The sequence below is a fragment of the Candidatus Hydrogenedentota bacterium genome, assembly GCA_012523015.1.
Classification (GTDB): Bacteria; Hydrogenedentota; Hydrogenedentia; order Hydrogenedentales; family CAITNO01; genus JAAYBJ01.
Map to the genome: position 1 here is coordinate 1 of JAAYJI010000209.1, position 5,631 is coordinate 5,631.

Genomic DNA, 5,631 nt, shown 5'->3' on the forward strand with positions numbered 1-5,631 from the left:
AAAAGTACGGGAGTCGTCTAAAACCACTCTAACCGGCTCTCAGTCTCCGGAACAGTGGCTCACATTTTCCGGAATCATTGGCTCACGGTGCGGCGGAACAGTGGCTCCGCCGCACCGTAATAATCACCATTCGCCCCTTCGCCGTGGGACGTAAGAACTGGTTGTTTGCAGGGCCGCCCAAAGGAGGTCAGGAAAGCGCCTGTGTTAATTCTTTGGTGGAGATGGAAATCACGCATAACGAAGTCCACTGCCGCCATGCAAAAATCCTTTCGTTGAACTGAACCCCAACGGACTTGTTCGAGTGCGCGGATAACGTACGATAAACGACCTGTTGACAAAGTCAACAGGTCGGATCCTTGACAGTATCAAAATTCCACCTTCTCGTCGTCCTTCTCGTCGTCATACGGGGAGCGTCTGACAAAGAACGCTTTACGTTCGGTAGAAGGGGCTTGCGTTATTACGTGAGGACTTATCGCCGCATTGGTTTCTGAATAATTCGCATTCGATGATATCTCCTAGCAGACATTCTTTTTTCTTGAAAAAATAGATTTCATCGTTTGAATTAAATAAACGTAGCTTGCCATATTTATCATTTTTGCGATGCCGAGATAGAGGATCACACCTGTTGCCAATTGAATTGCTAACGTCAAACCCGATGATAGGCCAAGCCATTTCAACGTATAAACAATTGTACCCATGAAGAGTGATAAAAAGAGCGAAGGAGCTACATCTTTGACTTGTTCGCCATAGCTATAATCAAGAAGCTTCTTGTTTGGAATGGCATTGATAAATGAAGACAGTATAGCCGTAACAACCCCGCCATAGGCAATTGCATAAATTCCCCAAAATGCGGTGACTCCCAAAATAATCATCCCAATGGTTTTCTTAAAAATTTCCAGCCTAAGGAAAATATCGCTTCTACCGAGGGCATTGATGGTCTGCAAATTAGCGGTTTGGATCGGCATTAGGGCAAAGCCCGCACATGCTATTTGGAGAAAAGGAACACTTGATAGCCATTTGTCAGTTAATACAATTCGAATTACCGACTCAGCAGTTGCCGCCAGACCAGCCATCAACGGAAATACTACGAAGGAGCTAGATAGGATAGAACGTCTCATGACATTTTTTACCTTGGAAACATCATCTTGATGAGTCGCCAAGACAGGGAACATCACGGCATGAATAGAGCCATCTATATTAGATACAATGAATGAAGGGAATTGTTGTCCTCTATTATAATTGCCTAGTGTTACGGGGTCGAATATTTTTCCCATAACGAGATTATGTAGTTCCCTATATGTAGTACTTAACAGCGAAGAAGACAGAAGTTTCCACCCAAACGAGAAAAGTTCTCTAACTCTCGCAAAAGAAAATAGCAAACGAGGTCTCCAGCGTAGTGTAAACCATAGAATAAGAGTAATTGCCAGCTGATTAGTAATTTGTTGGCCAACAATCGCCCATAGTCCATACCCTGCGTGTGCCAATGTGATCCCGACGGCTCCAGATACCAGCAATGCACCCGTGCTTCTAAAAAAAAGTAATTTAAACTGAAAATTCCGGGCAACAATTGCGTATTGTATAGAATTTATCGCGTAGAATACCAAATTTGCAGCCAACACTCTAATTATTTTCACGATATTTGGCATATTATAGAAATGTGCGATGTGTGGTGCGGTGAAGAATAAAAGGAAATAAAAAAGGGTTGATACAAGTATGCTCAAGTAGAACACAGAGGAAAAATCAACTTCATCGACCTCTTTCTTTTGCACCAGCGCGATACCGAAACCACTTTCGACAAACACGACGGAGATTGAAATAAAAACGTACACTAAGGCGATTGTTCCAAAATCTTCTGGCAGAAGGAGCCTTGCCAGCACAACCTGCACTAGGAATTGAAGGCCGAGCGCGCCGCCTCTTTCAAGAAACTTCCAAAACAAAGAGGAGAGAATACGCGTTTTGTTGATTTCAGTCATTTGAATTTGCCTATTTCTTTCGCTTTCATACTACCAATAATCTCATTCTTTAGGAACAAAAAGAACTACGTATTTTATCGCCCATAAATTAATGACGTTGAACAGAGTCTTAAAAACCGCTCACTTCCCAATTTCATAGACTCAGAGGTTGGAGTTGTGCAGGGAGGTTACCCATTTCTTTTGGATGGAATTGTTGGAAGTCGATAAGTAGTCCATGCCTCGTATCTGTACCTGAAACGAGCTATTGTTCTTGTTTTCTCCTTGATCGGTCTCATCGTGCTTTCGCGCCGCCTCTTCCCTGATTGCGACTGCCATTAAGCTCGATTCCAAGGGAAAGGTCCTTTGTGGCGAGAACGGATCGACATTCATCAAACAACCTTCAAATTGATAGAAGTTTAGAAGCATTGAACGAGAGGATGGCAGGAGACCTGCCGAAGTGGTTATCGCACGCGCCGACTTATAATACACGTGGGTTCCTTGACAGTTCACGTTCCAAAATTTTGGGAGGGGACTTTTTCGACCCAACTTTTCAACCATCATGAGCGAAGTGAGCTGGCCCTGTTGTTGAGCCTCATGGAGATGGTGATCCAAGGCGTGTCGACCCGCAAGGTAGAAAAGATCGCTGAAACGCCTTGCGGAACAAGTTTTTCAAAGAACATGGTATCTGCCTTATGTGCGAACTTGGATCCCATCATCGCAGCCTTCCAGAATCGTCACCTGTCTTTTCGTCGTGCGGGATGTGATCTATGTGAAGGCTCGGAATCGGGGAGCTGTAAGGTCAAAGGGAATACTGGTCGCGATGGGCGTTAATCTGGAAGGACATCGGGAGATCCAGGGGATCCAAGTCGGCGATTGGGAAAGCTACGAAGTCTGGTATGAAATTTTCGCAAGTTTAAAAATCCGTGGTTTGGAGGATGTCGATTTCGATGTCTCCGATAATTATGGAGGATTGGTCAAAGCGATCGGGGATCAGTTTTGCAACGCCGTCTGACAGTGCTGCCAAGCACATTTCTCAATAAATCTCTTAGACAAAATCCCCAAGAATCACCGCTCTACGATTCGCACACGATTACTATACATGTACGACAATCCTGACTGTGATGAGGTAGTCTGTCAACGCTGTGACGCCCCTTTCGGGCTCCTAGAGGCGATTAGCACCAAGTCATATAACACTCTTCTAGACCTTTTAGATAAGGCCTTCAGCGACGTCATGGCGGTTCTTGCCTGCCATCTAACTACTGTAGGCGGTTATGTAACGCCAACAATCTGGACTTGACTCGCAGTTTCGGGCGAGAGAACATTGAAAAACTAAACGCTTATCAGTGAGATATACTGTGAGTCTGAAAGAAATAAATATTGTAATTCAAAGGGGATAAGATATGGCCAATTCTGAGCATTCAATAAAAACCAAAGATCTAATCTTCGTTCTCCTGTGCGCTTGGCGGCAGATGATCGTGTTTGCCGTCATCGGAGTCTTCCTCCTTGCAGGCTTTGCTTTTTATCGCGGGCGAATATTTGAAAGGTCTTCGATAGAAGTTGTGCTAACGAGCGAAGAAACTGATGTTGTGGAAGCTACAGTTCTCAAGGAGAACTCTGATGTACTTCTTCTAAAGGAAAAAATTGAAAAGCTGAATGAACGAGTCAATATCTCGAAACACAAGTTGGCGGATAGTATTTATCTTAAAATCGACGAAAAAGCACAACCACTGGCGTCCTTTAACATAGTGATTACGCCTGAAATGCCATCTGAAGAGTCAGAAGATACATATGAGCATAGAAAGTATTTTCTCAATCTTGAGTTACTCAAAATAGCGAAAGATGAAGAATTTGCCAATTATCTTGTGGCTGCTTACCAGGATTATGTTGAGGTGCAATGGATAGCGGAGCTAATTAGTCTTAGCTTGGACGAGGACAATCACCTCTATTTCGAGGTCACAGCTCTGGATCTTGAGAATGCTGAAAGACTGGCTACGGAAGCCGAAACATTCTTCGATGAAAATATCCGGGAAAGTGTCGATGTAGATTATTTATACGATATCGAAATCCAAAACCGAAAATCCCTGGTTGTGGCAAATCCGCTAATAAAGATGGAGAGAGAACGGGTCGGAAGCGAGATCGACGGACTATTACTTAAAATTGATGAGGCAAAAGAGGAAATCGACCTGATCATAGAAGAAGTCCTCGAAGAAGCCTTGGAAGAAAAAATCGAACAAATCGGGGCTCAGCCCAAGCCGTCTTTGAAACGAAATATGTTGAAGTACGGGATCGCAGGTGCTTTCATTGGTATCCTAATCGCTGCTTTTATCGCAGTTTTCCGTGCAACATCCTCCGCTCTTATCTGGTCGCCTGAAGAATTTGCCGATCAGCTTAAACTCCTCTATATCGGGTCAATAGCGGTTGCTTCCCCTCAAGTGAAAAAGAAATTCGGATCCGGTATTGATCGGTGGCTGGAAGGTCTCTTTTACAGGAAAAGAGGAGTCGATGCGAAAGAGAGTGTACGCTATGCTGTCTCCGTTATTGAGGGACTGGCTGGGAAAGAAGGAACAGAGCTTGATGTCGAACTCCCCTTTACTGTTGCCGTGATGGGTGAAGCGGAAGATTCTTCAATTGAAATGCTGGTTGAAGCTATTAAAGAACTTCCCTCCATACAAAGCGTCAGGGTGGTCGCAGATACAGCTGAAGGAATTAAGGTGCTCCGGTCCGCGGATTCTGTCGTTCAGCTCGTTCAGGCACGCCGGACAAGCATGAGGAAGGCAATCCATGACCTTGAGCTTGCAGCGGGAATGGGAGTTCGTATACACGGAATAGTAGGCGTTGAATCAGTCAAAAACTAGCTGGTTTAGTTGGAATACAGGAGGTGCCCATGTACCTCCTGTTTGCATGAGAAGGAGAAACGTCGTAAAATGGCAGACAAGAAGCACAGCTTCTTGCTTGTGTTGGAACCAGAGGAGTCATGCGACAAAAGCGCAAAATCGATAAGATTCTCCTGACAACCGCCACAGTACTGGTAGCGGCCTTGTTGGTGGCGTTGCTCTTTCGGATTGTCAATGACAGCAAATCCAAGGACTCTGCTGCGGAGGATACGGGTCTGACCCAACCCGCGTGGTTGTCGGAAGAAGGCATATTTAATGTCGAAGGGCTGATCGATCGCCATAATCCCGACAGTGAACTGATCTTTCTCCTCGACGAGGTGCAAGCCCCCGTCAATGACAATTTCAACGGTTCAGTCAAAACTGTTGGAACCCAGGTTGAAAAGACAGAACCTTCATCTGAAACAGCCCCTTCAACCCCATCTACTGCAACGGAAACGACCACGGCAGGCACCACCTTTCGTGACGTCGACATCCGCTACTACGTCATATCCAAGTCAGGGCTCAACTTGCGTGAAGCGCCCTCAACCGACGCGCCAGTCAAGCAGCAACTCGAACACGGCAAACCCCTACGAGTCATTGGCCTGAGCAATGAATGGGCTAAGATACGATTGGCCGGATACGAGATCGGCTACGTCGCAAAGGCGTATATCAGCCAGTATCCTCCGGTGACCACAACAACGGCGGTGGCCGCCACCACGGTTAAAACAACCACTCAGGCTCCCGCGACAACCCGGCCGCCAGCAAATTCAGGACAGGGAGGATCACCTTTCCAGTTTGTCTTGTCG

At 45.7% G+C, this 5,631-nt stretch carries 8 protein-coding genes; 5 read left to right on the forward strand and 3 right to left on the reverse strand.

The window, feature by feature from the left end; genetic code table 11:
* Positions 1–74: 74 nt before the first annotated feature.
* The 3 genes from GX117_09080 to GX117_09090 all read right to left on the reverse strand — a co-directional run bounded on the left by GX117_09080 (position 75) and on the right by GX117_09090 (position 2,303).
* Positions 75–257 (reverse strand): hypothetical protein, encoded by a 183-nt coding sequence (locus GX117_09080; GenBank protein NLO33493.1) that lies wholly within the window; start codon positions 255–257, stop codon positions 75–77.
* A gap of 258 nt (positions 258–515) precedes the next feature.
* Positions 516–1,973: a lipopolysaccharide biosynthesis protein gene (locus GX117_09085; GenBank protein ID NLO33494.1), complete on the reverse strand. Its 1,458-nt coding sequence runs from the start codon at positions 1,971–1,973 to the stop codon at positions 516–518.
* Between the two features lie 141 nt (positions 1,974–2,114).
* Positions 2,115–2,303 carry a hypothetical protein gene (locus GX117_09090; GenBank protein ID NLO33495.1) on the reverse strand — a complete coding sequence of 63 codons (189 nt, stop codon included), beginning with the start codon at positions 2,301–2,303 and terminating at the stop codon, positions 2,115–2,117.
* Between the two features lie 129 nt (positions 2,304–2,432).
* Between GX117_09090 and GX117_09095 the strand changes: the two genes are divergently transcribed.
* From GX117_09095 to GX117_09115, 5 genes are all read left to right on the forward strand, one after another.
* Positions 2,433–2,783 (forward strand): hypothetical protein, encoded by a 351-nt coding sequence (locus tag GX117_09095; GenBank protein NLO33496.1) that lies wholly within the window; start codon positions 2,433–2,435, stop codon positions 2,781–2,783.
* Complete coding sequence (locus tag GX117_09100; protein ID NLO33497.1) at positions 2,773–2,964, forward strand: hypothetical protein; 192 nt, start codon at positions 2,773–2,775, stop codon at positions 2,962–2,964. Before GX117_09095 ends, GX117_09100 begins: the two co-directional genes overlap by 11 nt.
* Positions 2,965–2,988: 24 nt before the next feature.
* Positions 2,989–3,249, forward strand: a complete 261-nt coding sequence (locus GX117_09105) for a hypothetical protein (GenBank protein ID NLO33498.1) — start codon at positions 2,989–2,991, stop codon at positions 3,247–3,249.
* A gap of 103 nt (positions 3,250–3,352) precedes the next feature.
* Positions 3,353–4,807, forward strand: a complete 1,455-nt coding sequence (locus GX117_09110; GenBank protein ID NLO33499.1) for a hypothetical protein — start codon at positions 3,353–3,355, stop codon at positions 4,805–4,807.
* A gap of 119 nt (positions 4,808–4,926) precedes the next feature.
* A partial coding sequence (locus GX117_09115) for an SH3 domain-containing protein (protein NLO33500.1) occupies positions 4,927–5,631 on the forward strand: 705 nt, incomplete at its 3' end.

Excerpts from the sequence above, each read along its gene's own strand:
- GX117_09080 (NLO33493.1), bottom strand. The coding sequence starts at position 257 with ATGGCGGCAGTGGACTTCGTTATGCGTGATTTCCATCTCCACCAAAGA.
- GX117_09100 (NLO33497.1), top strand. The coding sequence starts at position 2,773 with ATGGGCGTTAATCTGGAAGGACATCGGGAGATCCAGGGGATCCAAGTC.
- GX117_09085 (NLO33494.1), bottom strand. The coding sequence starts at position 1,973 with ATGACTGAAATCAACAAAACGCGTATTCTCTCCTCTTTGTTTTGGAAG.
- GX117_09110 (NLO33499.1), top strand. The coding sequence starts at position 3,353 with ATGGCCAATTCTGAGCATTCAATAAAAACCAAAGATCTAATCTTCGTT.